The organism is Yaniella sp. (assembly GCF_030453185.1).
Lineage (GTDB): Bacteria > Actinomycetota > Actinomycetes > Actinomycetales > Micrococcaceae > Yaniella.
The window spans coordinates 1-17,475 of record NZ_JAKDKW010000028.1 but is presented as its reverse complement, the minus strand read 5'-3'; the positions used below and the strand labels follow the sequence as shown (position 1 = coordinate 17,475).

The 17,475-nt window shown below is 57.9% G+C and carries 14 protein-coding genes; 9 read left to right on the top strand and 5 right to left on the bottom strand.

Going from position 1 to position 17,475, the window contains the following annotated elements:
- Nucleotides 1-75: 75 nt before the first annotated feature.
- Nucleotides 76-630 carry a GtrA family protein gene (locus L0H14_RS05990; protein WP_301417318.1) on the top strand — a complete coding sequence of 185 codons (555 nt, stop codon included), beginning with the start codon at nt 76-78 and terminating at the stop codon, nt 628-630.
- Here the strand turns inward: L0H14_RS05990 and L0H14_RS05985 are convergent.
- Nucleotides 627-1,289, bottom strand: coding sequence for a hypothetical protein (locus L0H14_RS05985; RefSeq protein ID WP_301417320.1), 663 nt, complete (start codon nt 1,287-1,289; stop codon nt 627-629). The genes L0H14_RS05990 and L0H14_RS05985 overlap by 4 nt on opposite strands.
- Nucleotides 1,290-1,572: 283 nt before the next feature.
- On the opposite strand from L0H14_RS05985, the gene L0H14_RS05980 reads away from it, so the two are divergent.
- Genes L0H14_RS05980 through L0H14_RS05970 form a run of 3 tightly spaced genes read left to right on the top strand, consistent with a single transcriptional unit; the run spans nt 1,573 to nt 7,292 of the window.
- Nucleotides 1,573-2,103 carry a WhiB family transcriptional regulator gene (locus L0H14_RS05980; RefSeq protein WP_301417322.1) on the top strand — a complete coding sequence of 177 codons (531 nt, stop codon included), beginning with the start codon at nt 1,573-1,575 and terminating at the stop codon, nt 2,101-2,103.
- A gap of 4 nt (nt 2,104-2,107) precedes the next feature.
- Nucleotides 2,108-5,581, top strand: coding sequence for a glycosyltransferase (locus L0H14_RS05975; protein ID WP_301421497.1), 3,474 nt, complete (start codon nt 2,108-2,110; stop codon nt 5,579-5,581).
- A complete protein-coding gene (locus L0H14_RS05970; RefSeq protein ID WP_301417325.1) occupies nt 5,574-7,292 on the top strand; it encodes a DUF5719 family protein in 1,719 nt (572 codons plus the stop codon). Before L0H14_RS05975 ends, L0H14_RS05970 begins: the two co-directional genes overlap by 8 nt.
- 3 nt (nt 7,293-7,295) lie before the next feature.
- On the opposite strand, the gene L0H14_RS05965 is transcribed toward L0H14_RS05970, so the two are convergent.
- Nucleotides 7,296-7,610 (bottom strand): hypothetical protein, encoded by a 315-nt coding sequence (locus L0H14_RS05965; RefSeq protein ID WP_301421496.1) that lies wholly within the window; start codon nt 7,608-7,610, stop codon nt 7,296-7,298.
- 93 nt (nt 7,611-7,703) lie between these two features.
- Here L0H14_RS05965 and L0H14_RS05960 point away from each other — a divergent pair, with 93 nt between their 5' ends.
- Together L0H14_RS05960 and ahcY are read left to right on the top strand one after the other, a co-directional pair.
- Nucleotides 7,704-8,087, top strand: a complete 384-nt coding sequence (locus L0H14_RS05960) for a DUF3499 family protein (RefSeq protein WP_301417330.1) — start codon at nt 7,704-7,706, stop codon at nt 8,085-8,087.
- Between the two features lie 74 nt (nt 8,088-8,161).
- Entirely contained in the window at nt 8,162-9,703 is a 1,542-nt protein-coding gene (gene ahcY, locus L0H14_RS05955) for an adenosylhomocysteinase (RefSeq protein WP_301417332.1), read from the top strand.
- Nucleotides 9,704-9,767: 64 nt separating this feature from the next.
- Here ahcY and L0H14_RS05950 read toward each other — a convergent pair whose 3' ends face one another.
- Nucleotides 9,768-10,565 carry an RDD family protein gene (locus L0H14_RS05950; RefSeq protein WP_301417334.1) on the bottom strand — a complete coding sequence of 266 codons (798 nt, stop codon included), beginning with the start codon at nt 10,563-10,565 and terminating at the stop codon, nt 9,768-9,770.
- Nucleotides 10,566-10,660: 95 nt separating this feature from the next.
- Here L0H14_RS05950 and L0H14_RS05945 point away from each other — a divergent pair, with 95 nt between their 5' ends.
- Entirely contained in the window at nt 10,661-11,656 is a 996-nt protein-coding gene (locus tag L0H14_RS05945) for a stage II sporulation protein M (RefSeq protein ID WP_301417336.1), read from the top strand.
- A 100-nt stretch (nt 11,657-11,756) separates the two neighbouring features.
- Complete coding sequence (locus L0H14_RS05940) at nt 11,757-12,842, top strand: TIGR01906 family membrane protein (RefSeq protein WP_301417338.1); 1,086 nt, start codon at nt 11,757-11,759, stop codon at nt 12,840-12,842.
- On the opposite strand, the gene L0H14_RS05935 is transcribed toward L0H14_RS05940, so the two are convergent.
- A complete protein-coding gene (locus L0H14_RS05935) occupies nt 12,839-14,650 on the bottom strand; it encodes a long-chain fatty acid--CoA ligase (RefSeq protein WP_301417340.1) in 1,812 nt (603 codons plus the stop codon). The two genes, L0H14_RS05940 and L0H14_RS05935, sit on opposite strands and share 4 nt — an antisense overlap.
- A 79-nt stretch (nt 14,651-14,729) precedes the next feature.
- Complete coding sequence (locus L0H14_RS05930; protein WP_301421495.1) at nt 14,730-16,277, bottom strand: dolichyl-phosphate-mannose--protein mannosyltransferase; 1,548 nt, start codon at nt 16,275-16,277, stop codon at nt 14,730-14,732.
- A gap of 127 nt (nt 16,278-16,404) precedes the next feature.
- On the opposite strand from L0H14_RS05930, the gene rsmI reads away from it, so the two are divergent.
- Nucleotides 16,405-17,283 (top strand): 16S rRNA (cytidine(1402)-2'-O)-methyltransferase, encoded by an 879-nt coding sequence (gene rsmI / locus L0H14_RS05925; protein WP_301421494.1) that lies wholly within the window; start codon nt 16,405-16,407, stop codon nt 17,281-17,283.
- Nucleotides 17,284-17,475 lie beyond the last annotated feature (192 nt).

Here is a 17,475-nt window from a genome sequence, read left to right as displayed (position 1 = left end):
ACGATCTGAGTTCAAGGGTTTAACCACGGAGCAAGCTAGAGTATCTACGACCCTGACGCCACACAAGGAGGACCAATGTTGCACAGAATGCGCGAACGCATTGTGGCACTGGTAAAACTCTTATGGCGTGAAGTTGCGAAATTTGGGGTAGTTGGCGGTATCGGGTTCTTCATCGATACCGGCATTTTTTTGTGGTTGATCACCGGCCCCATGGAGGATTCCGCGGTCAAAGCCAAAGTGATTGCCACCGGGGTCGCCACCATTTTTTCTTGGGTGGCCAACCGGTACTGGACGTTCAGAAATCGCAGGCAGTCCAATGTGGTTCGCGAGCTGGTGCTATTTCTGATCATGAATGGCGTTGGTGCCGGCATCCAAGCGGCCTTCGTGTTCATCGCCAAATATCTTTTGGGTATCACTTCTGCCGGCGGCATGGTGCTCTTTGGCAATGTCATCGGTCTTGGTTTTGCGACCATCTTCCGGTTTATTGCCTACCGGCTGTGGGTATTCACCGAAGCGATGGAAGCTGATCCAAAGACAGCACAGGACCATCAAATACTCACCGGCTCTATCCCGCGAGTTGAACCGTACCCGAAAGAACCCGGCGACGAGCATCCTCAGTCGGGCCGTTAGCCCAGCCGCTCGGTCGTGATAATGCGTTCTAGCTGCGCGTCGTTAATGTCTTCAACAAGGACCACCGGTTGCGTTCTGCGCCACGCATCGACAATGGCCCACCAGGTGGCCGCGTCGAGTCGCTGTTCCAATGCCCGAATCACAACACCGGATGGATGAGTTTCCACGTGCTGGGATGGCTGCTGGGTGGTTTGGGCGTTGCCAATGATGTCTGGCACAGGCAGCAAGGCTTGATCCGCATGTGACAGCACCTCGTCGTCGACGTCGATGAGCGCTGCATCGACCTCATCGCAATGTGTGACGAATAGCTCCGCAGCGGCGCTGAGGTAGTGCTCCGGCTGATCAGTCAAGATACCTGCGGCCTCGGCTGGGTCATCTGAGCACTCGGTACCAGTCCAGGCAACGCCCAAAGCTAGAGCTAGGGATCGCCACGTCACGGGTAAACTGACCAGCAGTTGGTCGGGGGCAGCAATCCCATAGGAATCTATGAGGTGGGTCATTTTGGTGGCCCAGTTGATCGCAACGCGGCCAGAAAGCTCAGTACGGCCGTCTGCGGCATAGTGGATAATGGCTGGTCTTGGCGATGCCGCCAAGTGGGCGATCAGGTTTGTACCAGGTTCAAGTGGTTGATTTGAGGGCGTCGGATTAAGTGAAATCATGATGTCCTTTTGACTGCAACGGTGTTGCTTCTTAGGCTAGCTACTTCCATGCATCACCGCAGGTGAGATATCGAAGCGGCCATGAACCCGCGCTGAAAGTTCACTGTGAATTGCCTGGCAGGCGGCATGTTTGCCCGGATCGCAGCTTGACTTACTGCAAGTTACAACGGTGTAATTAGGAAGCAGTACAATAGATTACTTACCGCATCGAGTAGGCGCGCTGAAAGGCATTCTACGCGATGCCGGGCTACAAGTGCCCGATGGGAGTTCAGGAAAGGAACCTATGGACAATGCACAACGGGCGGAACGTTCCGGCCGCGAGGGCCAATCCGTAACTCGTAACGGACGAGAAGTTCCTGTTGACTGGTTCGTGGATCCGGCAGACCCAAGTGCCGGGCAAGATCTCACCACGATGGATGATCGTGCCACCGCCTACCTGGCGGCTCACGACGCGATGGTCGATATCGCCACAGATGAGACCCCCGACGCGACCGTGACTGCGCTGCACCCGGGAGTGAAAGCTGAACCCGAGGCGCCGTCAACCATTGATCTTTGGGAGGCACTGCCTGGTTTTGGGGATACTGCAGACGACGGCCAGCTCGCCTGGCAGGCGGATGCGTTGTGCGCTCAAACTGACCCGGAAGCCTTCTTCCCGGAAAAGGGCGGATCCACACGCGATGCAAAAAAAGTCTGTGGAGCCTGCCTCGTACAGGAACAGTGCCTGGAATATGCGCTGGCCAATGACGAACGCTTTGGAATTTGGGGCGGAATGTCCGAACGCGAACGCCGTCGCCTACGCAAGAAATCCTCGTAATTAATTGGCTAAATACCACATCACCGGGATCTTCGTTGTAGCGAATCCCGCCGAAGCTGCCACCGAGGTATTTACCTCCGCTCTGCACGGTCAGACCGGGGTCGATACCGCGGTGGTAGTGACACCATCCAGCGTTGAGCCCTCAGTATTAGAGAACATCGGTAGGCTGTTTGAGGAAGCAGGCATCGAGTATCAACACATTGCCTGGGATCAGGATGAAAGCCTGGCAACTGGACTCGCTGATGTGGTAGCCACATCCCAAGAAACCGCCCGCATGGCGGAGACTCAGTCGTGGCTGTGGTTCATAACCGATGACGGTGTTGTCAACGAAACGACCTTGGCCAATCAGCTCAAGGCTGTAGAGATTTCTCCATCGGTGGCCGTAGCCGGCGCTAAACAACTTTCCGATAGACACCTCATCAACGTGGGGCTCACCGTAGCTCGCAACGGCGATGTCCTGTCGATGATTGAACCTGGTGAATTAGACCAGGGGCAATATGACCACCGCACCGACACTTTTGCGGTCTCCCTGCCGGGCATGCTGATTAAAACTGATGTCTGGGTAGACCTTGAAGGCTTTGACACACTGACACCCGAGTTAGCCCAGACCGTTGATGTCTGTTGGCGCGCTCGACTTGCGGGGCACCGCGTGGCAGTGGTTCCCTCAGCGGAAGTACAGCACGAAACCGCGGCAGTCGAACCAGACATTGCCGATGCATGGGCAGCCTCTCGATGGCTGCGACTGAAGCACACTGGCTTCTTCGGTTTTATCGGCGGTTGGATTTGGGGATGGTTCGCAGCGCTGGGTGTGTTGCTAGCGGGACTTTTCGTTAAAGACCCTGGGACCGGTGTTGCCCAAGCACGCGGCATAGTCCGCACCTTGATGCGTCCGGTTGCGCTGTGGAGCTCCCAAAAAGAGGCCCGTAGCAGTCGCACTCGGCCCTATGACGCAGTCGCTGAATTACGCCCGTCCCGTGCGCGAGTGCGCGATCACCGGCGTTCAGTACTGGAAGTCTCAGTACCTGATCGCGTCGTCGGGGACGGCACGGGCAGTTCGTCGACGCCACAACAGGCCACCGGCGGACACGACGACTTTGAAGAATTGGCCACTCCGGAACGCAACTGGGTTGGCATTGGGGCCGTCACGCTTACCGTACTTTTCGGTGCTGTTGCGGTGCTCGGGCTCCGGCACCTACTGGGCGTCCCAGCTTTGGCAGGTGGAAACCTCCTACCGGTGTCCACCGATCTGGCTGCATTGCTATCCAAAGCAGCCAGCGGTTGGACGTCCGCGGGAGCCGGTGCTCCCGGCTACGATGGCCCGTTCGGATGGCTCCTTGCACTGTTCGGTCTGACCACCAACGCATCGATGACGTTGGTATGGCTTTGGATCCTGGCACTCCCGCTAGCGGGATTTGGTGCCTGGATGATGGCTGGAGCCATCACCTCCTCGCGCTATCTGCGTTTTGCCGCCGGCCTGCTCTGGGCCGCAGCACCAGTGCTCTTGATCTCGCTTTCCGAAGGTCGCCTTGGCGGCCTGCTGACACATATCGTGTTGCCCTGGTTCGTGTTGGCACTGCTGAGGGCTATCGGCTATAAGGCTGACGACATTCAACTCTTCCGATCATTGCGTTCCGAAGATGAGGTCGCTGAACAACGTCCGGTTGTCTTTGGCCGAAAAGCTCGCGATAGCAACGCTGCTACCTCATTGACCGCAGCCGCTTGGGTGGCGATTCTGTTGGCTGTCATCACCGCTGTCGCACCATCAATGTTTATCCCGCTGACCGCCGGAGTCATTGTCGTGACGCTTGTGCTGCGGTCACGAGCTAAAATTCTGTGGTGGACGCCGTTATTGGCGGCGGCCACGTTGGTCCCTGCTGCAGTAACGCACCGCACCAATCTGCGTGCCATCCTGGCAGACCCGGGAGCTCCCGCAGGATACGATCCAGCGCCCGCCTGGCAGCTGTTGCTAGGATTGCCACATAACACATCATTGGATGCCGGACTAGCAGAATTGCCCTGGCTCGATTTGGTCGGTCCAGCAGTGCCCTGGACCGGAGTGTTCATCGGCATTATTGCCGTCCCATTCTTACTGGCCGCTATCGTTGGCGCCATCGCTCCCGGGATCGGCGGCAACCTTGCCCGCGCCGGAACAATCATGGGCTTCCTTGGACTGGCAGCAGCCACCGCAAACTCAAACTTCATTTTCTCCATCGATCAGACCGGCGTACCCGTCGCCCTGTCAACCACTCCCGCCATCTCGCTGATGTGGATGGGCTGGCTTACTGCCGCCGTCATCGGAGTGAACTACCTGACCATCGGAAAATCGCAGCTACGCACCAGCGCTTCGACCGTTCGCTTGCGCGCCGGTTGGCCTGCTCGCACGGCCACCACTGTGCTTGTGCTCACCGGCGTTATTTCTGCCGGCACCTGGCTTACCCCACGTATGGTTCCCAACGAGGTCCTATCTGAAGCGCGCAGTGAAGCCCAGCAAGAACGGACCGTTGCAGCAGCTCTAGCGGACACTGATGCGCAGCATACAACTGACGATAACCAACAGGGTGACTCGGATGCCACGTTAACGCAGCTGACCGGCAATTCGGCTGTAGCCGGTGTACAGCAACAAGCGCTGCCGGCTACGGCAGTCGACTCAGCACAATCGGCGCTGCAAACCCGCACCCTGGTGATCACCCGAACCTCCGAAGGAATCCGCACCCACTTGATTTCGGGTGCCGGTACGATGCTGGAAGATATGACCGGCACGTGGACTTCCCGAACCGTGACCGGTGGGCTCTTCAGCCCCCAAGCCGCGCCTGCAGACGAGGCCGACGATACACTGCGTACGGTCGCCGCTCAGCTGACGACGAATGCTGACGCCGACCCGCGCACAGCTCTGGACGCGCTGGGCGCCGGCTATGTGGTCCTCACCGATCCGTCGGGTACCGAAACAACACTTGCTGCCGGAATCGATGCGGCACCGGGTCTGGCACCCGTGGGTCACTCCAGTGCTGGATGGCTCTGGCGAGTGCTACCAGAAGACACCGAAGCTGAAGATGACGACGTCACCCAGGCCGGCGTCGAAGTACTCACCGAAGACGGCGCGACACCGCCGAGAGGCACAGCAACCGCCCGTGCACGCATTACCGAAGAAGGCAGTACCGTTGCGATTGCGGCTTCGGAACCGGATGGGTCCATTGACGTTGAACTACCGGACGCTGATGCGCCGCGTGAACTGGTGATTGCAGAACGGGCCAACCCTGGATTCCGTGCCCGCCTCGATGGCGAAGAACTCACGGCGACCGCGAGCGATCCCGAATGGATTCAAACCTTTGAACTGCCCGAAACCGGTGGCCACCTAACCATGGAATACGCGCCACCTGCCGGCAAATGGCTGTGGTGGATTCCCGCCATTTTGGGCTTCATCACCCTGTTGCTGGGCATCCCCACGCAGGCCCGCACCACACGGAGGGTGAATGACTGACGAACAAGAGCCCAAGCCCACCGAAGCTGCCAAGGAACACGACACAGCTAGCACCGAACGGGCCCGCCGCCGCGAAGCCGCACTGCGCCGCCTTAGCAAAACTGGTCCCTCGAAACGGGCTGCAGCCGTATTCGGCATTGGAGCTGTTGCAGCTGTCGCCGCGATGACCGTTGCCGGCAGCCTCTGGGCGGCAACCACCCCAGACATAGATACCGATGCTCGCCCGGCAGAACTTCCGGCGACCCAGACATTCAGTGTGTGTCCCGGGGTCCCCATGCTGCCCGAAGGTTCTGAGAACGGCGCGGACGTACAATTTTCAGCAGACTCCTCCGACGCGGTCTCAGCACTGGCTGTTGCTGCAGCCTCAGATCTGGCCGGCAACATTCCCGGTATGGCATATTTCGCCGCAGAAAGCAGCCCGGATGAAGAACCATCGCCCACCCAGATCACCGATTCACTGGCTGAAGACGTCCAACAAGGCCCGCCAGCAACCGCTGGCACAGACGGTACCGTAACAAACAGCGCGCACTTCGAAGTCATCTCTGATCCCGCCGAAGAAGGCCAGCCGATCGCCTTGGGCACTGAGCCCGTGGGCGGCACACCAGGGATTGCTTCCGGCACCACACAGTACGCCGCAACTGACGGCGACCTGGCCGGCATGACCGCCGCAGCTTGCACCCCCGCAGCCCACCAACACTGGCTGACCGGTGCGACCACTACGACCGGAACAACCTCGGTCTTGACCGTCACCAACCCCTCGGCGACCAACTCGACCGTGAACCTCTCCGTATTTGGCGCAGACGGTCCAGTCGAAGCCTCCGGCGCCTCAGATATCGTCCTAGCCCCCGGACAAACCCAATCCCTGTTGGTTGCAGGACTGGCACCGCGACAAAACTCTGTGGCGGTGCAGGTCTCCAGCTCCGGTGGACCGGTTGCCGCTGATATCCAACAACACCGCCTCGACGGCATCGTCCCTGCGGGTGTCGATACCCTACAACCTGCCACCGCTGGTTCCAATGTCGTCGTTCCGGTTCTACAGATTCCTGGCGACGCCGAAGATATCGCTGATGAGTCTGGTCTCGATGGGCAGAGTCCGACCCTGCATGTCACCTCAACTGGCTCGGCAGTTTCGGCAACCATCACCCTGCGCGGTCCCGACGGTCCCGTCGACGTTCCAACCGAAGCCTCAGCGATCGAATTAGCCCCCGGAGCCAGCACCACCGTTGATCTGTCCGGAGTTGAACCGGGTACCTACGCGGTAGAAATTGATGCTGACGCTAATGTGGTGGCCTCGGCCGATTCGCTGGCCTACAACCCTGCGGGAGACAACGAAGACGCCACGGGGAACACCTCGGCCGTCGACACCGCCTATATGCCAAGCACCGCGCCCATCCGCGGTGAAACCATGGTCGCCCTGCCCGCAATCGCCGATCCGGAATCACGGTTGACCCTGACCTCGGCTGAAGAAGCCACCGTATCCATCACACCCATCGATGACGAAGGCCAACGCGGCGAAGAACTCACCCAAGAGCTCTCCGGCGAAACCGCGGTCACCGTTGAGGAAGAAGATGCTGCAGGCTATTTGCTTGAGACCGGGGCCAATGATGTACACGCCGGCGTGCTGGTCGATTCCTCCGCGGGTATCTCAGCAATGCCGGTCAACACCGTCAATGAAACCGGATCCGGGCTGCCCGTCCGTCTGGGCTACTAGCGCCTAGAAGTTGGGGTCAACGTCGCTGACGTGTTGGCCGATCAATGACGCCCACTCGGTGATCAACAGCTCATACAGCATTTCCGGAAGAAGCGTCTCATCGGCCACTTTGAAACTGATGAATTTTCGGTACAGCGTCATCGCCACGACACCGGATTCATTGATTCCGCTGGTGATGAGCGGAGGAGCAGTATCCTGTTGCCACCAGTCCAAATCAGCCGGCGCAGTCACATATTGAATGGTGGCAACCTCACCCACCTGGTCAAGAAACCAGCGGTGTGCAATGCCCAGTGCCTGATCGAAACGATCTGCGCGCACATCGCGGCGTCCATGCCGCGGTCGTGAAAAGAATCCAGCCACACCCTAAGACTAGCAAGCTCCAAATCCATGCGTGCTGTAGACTGACCTGCTGTGGGAACTCAACGATTATGCACCAAGACCGCTTGCTCGAATAGCGCCGCGGCAACGCTGACCTTTAACTACGCTGATTCAACCGTGGTGTTGGGCCCCATGTCGCAGCGCGCCGAACCCCACGCCCACGACTTATGCGCAAAACACTCCCAGCAATTCACCGCACCGGTGGGTTGGGAATTCTTGCGTCTGACAGAAGAACTCACCCAGGATGCCGACGACTTGCTCGCGGTAGCCAATGCGGTCAACGCTCCAGAAGAAGTGGAAGAACCCGTTGACGCCAGTTCTGGCACCATCCAACCGGTGGATCGTTCTGTAGCACCAACCCGTCCGGCACCGATGACAGAGAAGCCGACCAATCTGCGCCTGCTACGTCCGGAGTAACGCCTCATTGATAGAGTATGACTCCGCGTTGCACTCTGATAGGTGAAAACACTTTCAACAAGTAGTCTTAACGCATGACTACTTCGCCTGCCGTAGACCCGGCTTTCTCGAATAAAACGACCGTACCAGGCGCTGATTTTGACTTCGCGATTCGCGACATCAGCACCCACGAAGCTGGCCGCCACCAAATCCGGCTCGCCGAACACGAAATGCCAGGCCTCATGGCCCTGCGCGAGCAATATGGCGAATCACAGCCGCTTAAAGGCGCTCGCATCGCCGGTTCGTTACACATGACGGTCCAAACCGCAGTACTCATCGAAACGCTCGCCGCACTGGGCGCCGAGATCCGTTGGGCCTCCTGTAATATTTTTTCCACCCAAGACGAAGCCGCCGCGGCAATCGTCGTCGGTGATGGCACACCTGAAAAACCAAACGGCGTTCCAGTCTTTGCTTGGAAGAACGAAACGCTAGAACAGTACTGGTGGGCTGCCGAGCAAATTTTCCTGTGGCCGGGTGCAGCAGAAGATCCAACGCTTGGCGCCAACATGATTCTGGACGACGGCGGAGACGCCACCATGTTGGTACACAAGGGCGTTGAATTCGAAGGCGTCGGTATGGTGCCGGCCGCTACCGAAGAAGACCCCGAAGAGTTCCAGGTGGTTTTAGCTACCCTGCGCGCTTCTCTACAGGAAGACAGCCAGCGTTGGACTCGCATCGCCAAGAACCTGCGCGGCGTCACCGAAGAAACAACCACCGGTGTACTGCGACTTAACCAAATGTTTGAAAACGGCGAATTGCTATTCCCCGCAATCAACGTCAATGATTCGGTCACCAAATCGAAGTTCGATAACAAATACGGTATCCGTCATTCACTGCCGGACGGCATTATGCGCGGTACCGACGTTCTGATCGGTGGCAAAACCGCCGTCATCGCTGGTTACGGTGATGTTGGCAAGGGTGCTGCTGATGCCCTCTCCGGTCAGGGCGCTCGTGTGATTGTCGCCGAGATTGACCCGATCATCGCACTGCAGGCCGCCATGGATGGTTACCAAGTTGCTCGTCTGGACGACGTCGTTGGTTCCGCCGATATCGTCATCACTACTACCGGTGGTCGCGACATCATCATGGCCGAGCACATGTTGGCCATGAAGAATAAGGCAATCGTCGGTAACGTTGGCCACTTTGATAACGAAATCGATATGGCCGGCTTGGGCCAGGTTCCCGGCGTTGAGAAGATTGAAATTAAACCACAGGTTCACGAGTGGGTCTTTGATAAGGGCACCGACAAAGAACGTTCGATCATCGTACTTTCTGAGGGGCGCTTGCTGAACTTGGGTAACGCCACCGGTCACCCTTCGTTTGTGATGTCTGCTTCGTTCACCAACCAGGTCATCGCACAGATCGAACTGTTCCACGCCGAAGGCGGTAGCGGTTCAATTACCGGTAAAACCTACGAGGTTGGCGTGCACGTGTTGCCGAAACTGCTTGATGAGCAGGTGGCACGTTTGCACCTCGACGCCCTGGGTGTGGGGCTGACAGAGTTGACCAAGACGCAGGCTGAATACCTGGGTGTTGACGTTGCTGGTCCGTATAAACCGGATCACTACCGCTACTAAACCGCAGTCGCGAACTAGCATATGTTGTAACACGGCCCGGTACTGGTTTCAGTCCCGGGCCGTGTCACGTGCGCAGTAGATATTGTGCATCACGTTCACGCCGTTGGCGTTGGCGTTCTAGTACTTCATAGTCTCGATTACGTCGCTCGGCCATCACCCCGACCATAAAGCTCATCTGATCAACGCCCGCTGGGGGACCGGGGGTCACGTATTCCAATAAGCGTACGTACACACTGTGCGACAGTGTGGCCAAGGCGTATGGGTGCATGGTTGCAGAATTTCGGATGAGTGAGTTGGTCTGCGATGCCAATCCGGCTGGGATACGGCCAACGTCAGCGACCTGTGCCCACTGTTGCATGTTCGCGGGAACGTCCGGCATGGGAGAGGGCAACCGTGGTGCCCGAGAGATGATTACGTAGGAACCAGCCATCATGTCCCCGAGGCGTTTGGAATGCTTATTGAACAGGGAGGACAGGATGGCGATGGATCCAAACGTCATCCACAATTCAAAAACGCCGGTCAGGCAACGCGTAAATGCGTGCCGCCAGCGGATGGTACCCCCATCATCCCGCACGACGCGCAGCCCGAAGGCAACCTTGCCTAGTGAGCGGCCGTGCGAAAACCCCTCGACGAGCAGGGGAGCGATGAACATGAGCAGAATCATGGCTAACAGCATGACCGCCTCCGTTGCAGCTACATCCATACCAAATACGGACGTAAATTCCGCAAGACAGTATAATAAAAAGCCCCAGACGATCAGATACACGATTGCATCCAGCAGCGCTGCCCCGAGGCGTGGCATAAAATTCGCCGCGCGTAAATTCAAGACAACGGCTTCACCGGTAATCGTGTGATCTTGCATGCGTGACCTCTCAGTTCAGTTCCGTCGCAGCCCAGTGTAGACGGTTTGCGCGAGTCAAGAATATGTTTCGGTCCTTTCATCCTAGTAGTGTGGGTATGGTGGATTTGGAAGCGTACGCAAAAACTCATCGCTCCGATTGGGACCGGCTCGAAACACTCGCCGGCCATCGTGAGTTACGTTCCGACGACGTCGATGAACTCGTAGAACTCTACGGCCGTGTGTCCACGCACCTCTCCATGGTCCAGGCACAGGATCCCGATGGGGCCTACGCCAATAGCCTGTCCCTGACGGTTGCTCGCGCGAGAGCCCGACTGACGTCAGCCACTGGTTCACCGGTTGCCGGGGTCAAAGCATTCTTTGCCGTCAAACTGCCCTATGCGCTGTACCAAATCCGCTGGTTGACCATCATCCTGGGGGCCGCATTCATAGGTATCGCTGCGGCCTACGGGTTCTGGTACGGCAATAATCCACAAATGTTTGATGCGATGATGCCCGAAGAATATCAAATCGCCTATGTTGAAGAAGACTTCATCGATTATTATTCGGAAAACCCGGCGGCGTCGTTCACCACGCTGGTGTGGGTCAATAACGCGTGGATAGCACTGCAAGAAGTAGCCTTCGGAATCACAGGGTTCTTTGTGCCCTATGTGCTGTTCGTCAACGCTCAAGGGCTCGGTATTTCCGCGGCAATGATGCACAAATACGACGAACTCGACACGTTTTTCGCTTTCATTTTGCCCCACGGTCTCATGGAACTCTCGGCAATCTTCATCGCTGGAGCTGCCGGACTTCGAGTGTTCTGGGCCTGGGTCGCACCGGGCCGAAAAACCCGATTGCAATCGTTGGCTTATTGGGGGCGGCAGCTGATCCTGGTGGGCACCGGTCTCGTCGGCGTACTGCTCATCTCCGGGCTGGTCGAAGGCCTCGTCACGCCTTCGCTGTTGCCAACCTGGCTCAAAATCACCATCGGTGCACTAGTTCTGGCCGGCTACTGGGTGTATACCTGGGTACTCGGCTCACGTGCGGCCAGAGCCAATGTTGATGCCGATCTGGATGATTACGACGGCGGACGTCAGACCATCACCGGTTAGGTCGCAGCAGCGACTTGCTCATCGCACGGTGTGCCACCTGCCAACACGAATGTGAGCGTCGTAGGCTGGCACCACGTTATGCGTTTTGAAAGGTGGGTCTATGTCTGAAAGATCTTCGGAACACGACGAGCAGGATGCCGTCGAGCAGCCAACCCCGGCTACACGACCAAGGACCTCTCCGCGTCGTGCGCGTCGTCGAATCGACCCCACCGGAGACACCTTGCACACCGGGTCCCAACTGTCACGCCAGCAAAATTCCGTTGAGGTGACACCTCCCGACAGCGAGCCCCCGACAGAACCCGTCGACGACACGCAACAAACCAAGGCGCTGCCCGGATCCCATGCGGCACTGCCTCGACAAGCCACGTTGATCACCGAACCGCTACCTGACTCGTTCGAAGACGAGGCTTTTGCCCGCGCGAAGGCTCGGGATCGCGCCGTCGTTGGTTCACCCTTGGCCGCGGCCATCATGCAGGTCGTATTGGCCATTCTGGCACCGCTGGTCATCTTGATTGCCGTTATTCGGCTCATTGCATCGCCGGTGTTCCTGTGGTTCGAGTACCACCGCCCCGGATTTGCCGCCGATCAGTTTGGCATGGATACCGAACAGCGCATGACCTATGGCACCTACGGACTGGACTACCTCTTCAACTTCGCTCCACCGAATTATCTGGGCGATCTCAGCTTTGCCAATGGCAACGCCCTGTTTTCCGAGACCGAGGTCTCGCACATGGCAGACGTCAAACAGGTCATGCTGATCACCACTCTTGCCGGTCTGATCGCAGCCGTGGCGTGTGTGGTGTTGATGATCTTGCTGTACCGGATGCGCAAGGGTGCGATTGCCCGCTCACTGTTTGCCGGGGCCGTGTGGTTTACGGCTGCGATGATCGTCTTGGCTATCGTGGCAGCCTTCGGCTGGGAAGCATTCTTCGCAGGATTCCACCAGATCTTCTTTGCAGATGGCACCTGGACCTTCTCCACAACCGATACTCTGATCCGGCTGTATCCCGGCCAATTCTGGATTGACGCGGCCGCTTGGGTTGCAGGGCTCACCCTGGCCATCATGGTCGTCATCTTGGTGTGCACCGCCCCGACCGGTCGACGGCGCCACCGCAACGAACAGGCGCAGCGGTTTATGGAATCGCAGGTCGTAGTCGAGCGAGACTCCGAGCCAGCCGGAGTTTAGCCGTACAGCTCGTCCATAGCCTCGTCGAAGTCTTCGACCACCGAGGCACGACGCAGTTTTTCCGACGGCGTGACATGCCCCGTTTCCTGTGACAGCTCGGTCGGTAGGATCACCATCTTGCGGACGGACTCAGCCTTGGAAACACTCTGATTTGCCAGGTCAATGTAGCTTTGGATTTCGGCATGCACATCCGCATCGGTGCGCGCTTCCTCCAGGGTGAGGCCCACTTTGCCCCGGCGTACCGCCCAAGCGCGCAGTTCATCGGTATCCAAGGAGATCAGCACCCCGACGAACGGCTTATTTTCCCCAACGACGATTGCATGTGCCACAATCGGCGCCGTCGAAATGGTTTCTTCCAGTGGTGCCGGTGAGACGTTCTTACCGCCAGCGGTGACTAAGAGATCCTTGGTGCGCCCGGTGATATAGAGGAAACCGTCGTCATCAATTTCCGCTAGGTCCCCGGTAGCGAACCAGCCCTCGGCATCAAAAGAATCAGCGGTATCCTCCTGGGAGAGGTAGCCGGGGGAGACCACTACTCCGCGTAACAGCAGCTCGCCGGAGTCAGCCAGTTTAGCCTCCATACCGGGCACGAGCTTGCCTACCGACCCCAGCCGGGCATTGTGTGGCACGTTCACGGCGGCAGGAGCGGTCGATTCGGTTAACCCGTACCCCTCATAAATTTCCAGTCCCATACCCGTAAACAGATGCGCGAGCTTCTCATTGAGCGGGCTGGCCCCGGACACAGCGGCCCGAGCTTGACCCCCAAAGACCTCACGAATTTTGGCGTAGACCACTCGGTTGTAGAAGGCGTGTTTGATCCGTAGGCCCACGGGCATATGGTCGGCCTGGCGTGCGCGGGACCATTGTTCAGCGACTTCAATTGCATCGGTGAGCAGGCTTTTACGTAGGCCGGTGGCCTCATCAGCTTGGGTCAGAACAGCGTTATAGGCCTTCTCCAACACGCGCGGCACGACCAGTAACCACGTTGGTTGGTAGGCCTGCATGATCTTGGTGACATTGCTGGTATCGGACGTGTGGGCTACCTGAATATCTGCCACCAGACAGAAGTATTGCACTGCCCGGGCCAGAATATGTGCCAGCGGTAGGAACATCAGCAGGCGAGGATTTGGATCACTCAGCACGATGTCTCCGGCAAAGGGAACAATATTGACGGCACCTTCAGCGAGGTTCCCGTGTGAAATCATGGCACCCTTGGGTGTGCCCGTGGTCCCGGAGGTATACACGACGGTCGCGGTGGAGCGCATGGTGGCAAGAGTGCGTGCAGCTTCGACGTCGTCGTCGGGAACATCGGAGCCGCTCACGGCAAGTCCGCTCAGACCGGCCTCGGTGAGTTCCAACTGATTGATCGCACCCAAGTTATGCGTTTCGATGGCCCGAGCAACGGCGCGCGCAGGTGACTTTCCAGCGACAAAAACTGTTGTTGCCCCAGAATCAGACAGGATGTGGGCAACCTGGGAGGGAGATGAGGTCTCGTAAATGGGCACCGAAATTGCTCCGGCAAACCAAATTGCCTGGTCCACAAGGGCCCACTGGTAGCTGGTGGCAGACATAACAGCGATCATGTCGCCGGGTTGTATTCCCGAAGCAATGAGGCCCTTGGCAATGCCGCGCACCCGTTCCAGAAATTGAAATGCGGTGACCTCCTCCCAGGCCAGCGCATCGAGGCTCTCGCCCTGCTGTACCGAGTACACCGTTCGCGCCGGATCAGCGCCGAGTCGTTTAACTACTAGATCCGTGAGATTGGATGCTGGATCGAGTCGTTCAATTTCTGGTGTCGCAACGTGCACGGGACCTCTTCTCGGGGTACGTTCCATGGCCGCGTACTATTCTAGCGTCATGACGATCACACTGTAATGCGTTGCGTCACTATATCCAGGATTGGAACCACATGCGTTGCTGCCATTGTTCCTGCGGGATCGGTTCGCCCGTCCACAGTGGTAAAAAGTAGGCGCTCAGTGCGAGGGCGGCCAACACAAATATGCCGATACCTACGACGGCGACGTTGCGGGAAGGCAACTGCCACCCGCTGTCTGTGGATCCGGCCAACCACAGCCCGGCGACATAGGTTAGAGCCAGGATGAGAAATGGTGTGTGGGTCACCGTGTAGAAGAAGAACATGGTGCGTTCTGGCCACAAGACCCACACGAGCTGACCTGCGGCATAGATGGCCAGGATGGCGCCGGCACGCCAGTCACGGACGATGAGCCAGCGGATGAAGATGGCGGCTATGGCGAGGAGGCCGGCCCACCAGATCAGCGGGTTCGGTAGATCGAGAATGGCCGCGGAGCATTGCTCTGTCGCACAGGTGATGCCGTCTTCTTCGGTCCGATAATAGAACGAGACCGGGCGCCCAGCGAATGGCCAAATCCAAGCGGCCGACGCATAGTTGTGAGTACTGTCTAAATCAGTATGGAAAGTGGTGGCCTGCACGTGATAGTGGATGAGTGAGGCCAACCAATCGGGCAATAGGCTCGGGTTTTCGGCCCCCCAGTTGCGGTAATACCCGCCTGACGTAGCCAACCATCCCGCCCAGGTACCAATGTAGGCGATGGCCCCAACGACGACGATCGAAACAAAAGCCCACAATCCATCGAGCACGGTGGCACCGGGTAGCCAGCGCCGGATGCCTGCGGTTTTGCGGGCGTTAGCGTCCCACCAGACGGTGAGTAGTCCGAAGATCGCCATAAAGGCTAGGCCGGAAAGTTTGACCGAGATTGCAACACCCAAGAGCACACCGGCTGCAATTCGCCACGGTCGCAGTCCCAACCACGGGCCGTAGGTCATGGACCGTTTCCAATCCTCACGCTCCGCAGCAGAAGCGCTACCCGAGGCCACCCTTTGATATCTCGTCGCAAGTTCGGCCGCTAAGCGTTGTCGTCCCCACGTTCTGTCAGCAATCAAGGCACAAAATGCTGCTAGAACCAACAGCATCAAGAAAATATCTAAGAGTCCGACCCGCGACATGACGATGTGGTGGCCCTCAATGGTCAGCAGAATGCCTGCGACTGATGCCAAAAACAGCGAACGGAAGAGTTTGGCGGCTAACACAAAGGTCAGCAATACCGCCAGGGTGCCTGCGGCTGCTGCGGCGAAGCGCCATCCAAAAGCATTGTCGAATCCAAACAGCGCCATGCCGGTGGCGATCAACCACTTACCAGCCGGTGGGTGCACTACGTAGGAGGCATCGTTGCCGGGTTGGGCTTGGCCTGCTGCAAATGCGTCGTCGGCGTCATCACTCCATGAGCGTTCGTAGCCAAAGTGCCAGAGTGAATAGGCATCTTTGACGTAATAGGTTTCATCAAAGATTAGCTCTTGAGGATGTGCCAAATTCCAGAACCGTAGCAGGCCGGCAGCCAGTGTGAGCACCGCGGCGATGAGCCAGCCGGTGGTACCTAACCGAAAATTCGGGTACACCAACCGTGCCTGAAGTCCTGCTAAAGAGAAGGCACTATCTCGGCTGCTTAACCAATCGGGGGCTTGGCTGGGAAGTTTCTTTGACACACAGGCCATGCTACCGGTGGTTTCAGCGGATAATGGGAACATGGACGCATCTGGCACACATCATTATGACGACGCCGCCGAACAGGCATTAGCGCCGCTGACCTTGGCCGCAACACCGATAGGAAACTTGGGGGATTTGACCGATCGAGTCAAAGAGGTGCTGCGACAGGCAGATATTATTGCCGCCGAAGATACTCGCTCGCTACACAAACTGTTGCATGCGGCCGGTGTGCAAACTCAAGCCACTGTTGTTTCGCATCACGAACATAATGAAGTCGATTCTGCGGCTGGACTGATTGACGCTGTGCGTTCTGGGCAGCGGGTGGTGTTTGTGCCGGAAGCCGGTATGCCCGCTATTTCAGATCCTGGTTATCGACTCACGCAGGAAGCTATAGCTGCTAATATTCCGGTAACCGTGGCCCCCGGTGTTTCAGCGGCGATCACCGCACTGGTGCTGTCTGGGTTGCCGACCGATCGATTTGCTTTTGAAGGTTTCTTGCCTCGGAAGGCGGGGGACAAGGCAAACGTTCTTTCTGCGCTCGCCGATGAGGCGAGGAGTTTGATTTTCTACGAGTCGCCTCATCGAACGGCTGCCACATTGGAATCGATGGTCAAAGTTTTTGGGGAGGATCGCCTCGCTGCTGTTGCCCGTGAATTGACGAAATTCCACGAGGAGATCGCGCGGGGTTCGTTGAGTGAATTGGTCGAATGGGCACAGTCCAAGACGCTCAAGGGTGAGATCGTAATTGTGGTGGGACCTGCCCCTGAAGCTGAGCCGGCGAGCTTCGAGGCGGCCTTGGCACAGGTACGAACCAGCGTTGCCGATGGAGAACGGTTGAAATCTGCGACTCGTGAAGTGGCAAAAAGAACTGGACATTCGGCTCGCGAGCTCTATAACGCAGCTCTTGCAGAGTCCTGAGAGTACGAGCCAGTTAAAGTAGGTCCTTGGTCACGCCTTCTAGTTAGGCGGCGAGGCGGAGGGTCAGGGTCGATTGCGTGGTCTTGGCAAAGCAGGGCGTTGAGGCCCTGACTTTGGGTCGGGGTTCTTCCTCGGGTGGTTCCTGTTTGTCGGGTGGGATGCCCTCCAGCACTGGTCCGGTGTTTTTGGCGT